At 58.1% G+C, this 1,689-nt stretch carries 2 protein-coding genes; both read left to right on the top strand.

The genetic code is table 11. The annotated features are described in order from the left end of the window. On the top strand, window positions 1-779 hold a 779-nt coding region (gene istA, locus AB6809_RS36165; protein WP_371028603.1), incomplete at its 5' end, for an IS21 family transposase. Then, on the top strand, window positions 776-1,612 hold the full coding sequence (istB, locus tag AB6809_RS36170; RefSeq protein WP_029970987.1) for an IS21-like element helper ATPase IstB: 837 nt from the start codon (window positions 776-778) through the stop codon (window positions 1,610-1,612). The genes istA and istB, both read left to right, overlap by 4 nt. Window positions 1,613-1,689 lie beyond the last annotated feature (77 nt).

A 1,689-nucleotide genomic window follows, 5' to 3' on the forward strand; every position in this document is an offset into this window, starting at 1 on the left:
AGTATCTACAGAAGCTTCGACCCACTGCACGCCCCGACCCGGTGGTGAGATTCGAGACAGAGCCGGGGCATCAGATGCAGATGGACTGGATTGAGTTTCGTAAGCCGGGGCACAAACTCGGTATGCTCGCGGCGTTCGTTGCGACGTTGGGCTACAGCCGCGTCAGCTACGCGGAATTTGTCACCGACATGCGCATCGAAACGCTACTGGCTTGCCACGTGCGGGCATTTGAAGCATTCGGCGGCGTCACGAGAGAAATCGTTTATGACAATATGAAAACGGTGATCTTGAAACGCGATGCCTATGGCAAAAAGCAGCACCGATATCATCCGGGGTTCGCTGACTTCGCCAAACACCATGGGTTCGTACCTCGCGTGTGCAAGCCATACCGCGCGAAGACGAAGGGCAAGGTCGAGCGTATGAACGGATATCTGCGCTACAGCTTCTGGGTCCCGTTGGTTTCAATGCTCAAACAGGCAGGGCTCACAGCCGACTGCGGCCTGTGCAATGAGCGCGTCAGACTGTGGTTGCGCGACGTCGCCAACGTCCGTGTGCACGGCACTACCAAACGGGTTCCGGCCGAGGTGTTGATCGAGGAGCGGCCGCATCTTCTGCCACTGCCGGCACCCTACGTGGGGCGATCGGTTAGAACGGGCGCGACGCCACATCAGCAACCGAAACCAGCATCACGGTACGTGAGCTCGGAGTGGAACAAACCGTTGCAGCACCCGTTGTCGGTCTACGATGCGTTCAGCCGCGCACAGGAGGTAAGCGCATGACGCCACAGCTCGAACGACTGACTGTGTTGTGCAAGCAGCTTAATCTGCTGCACTTGCCGACACAGATTGCGCACCTCGGCCAGATGGCCGCGAAACGCGAGCTCGGCTATCTCGACTTCCTCGAACAGGCCTTGAAGGATGAAGCGATGGCACGCGCGGAGCGAATGCGCCGGATGCTGACGCGTCTGGCTGGCTTCCCGGCAATCAAGACGCTTGACGAATTCGACTTCGAGTTTGCGCTCGGCGTACCGAAAGCTCTGGTTCTCGAACTCGGCAGTCTTGCCTTTGTGGAGCGTGCCGAGAATGTCGTGCTCCTCGGACCCAGTGGCGTTGGCAAAACCCATCTTGCTGTCGCGCTGGGATATCGTGCAACGCAGGCCGGGTTTCGCACCCGCTTCATTACTGCCGCCGATCTGTTGATGCAATTGACGACAGCGTTGCGACGTAACCAGCTGGAGGAAACCATCAAGCGGATCACGAAGCCCTACAAGCTTCTCATCATTGACGAGATGGGATACCTACCCATGGACCGGGAGCAGGCGAACCTGCTCTTCCAGGTGGTCGCCAAACGGTACGAAACCGGCAGTCTCATCCTGACCAGCAATCTGCCGTTCGGTCAGTGGGACCAGACCTTCGCCGACGATGCAACGCTCACGGCGGCGCTCCTCGACCGGCTCCTTCATCACGCACACGTCGTGCCGATCTCCGGCGACTCGTACAGGCTGAAGGAAAAACGTCAGGCCGGCATGATCAACCGCATCCCACCGCCGCACCTAAACGACGCGGACGACGTCAAACGCAAACGCAATTCGAAGGAGGCAGCACTCACCTAATAACCGTATACGCAGGTGTATCAAATTCAAATTGCGTTTGCGTCCGAAGCTGTATCAACTTGAGATTGCGTTTGACA

The sequence above is a fragment of the Paraburkholderia sp. RCC_158 genome, assembly GCF_041355255.1.
Lineage (GTDB): Bacteria > Pseudomonadota > Gammaproteobacteria > Burkholderiales > Burkholderiaceae > Paraburkholderia > Paraburkholderia graminis.

What these genes read in the sequence shown, in the direction of transcription:
- istB (WP_029970987.1), top strand. Translation starts at nt 776, where the DNA reads ATGACGCCACAGCTCGAACGACTGACTGTGTTGTGCAAGCAGCTTAAT.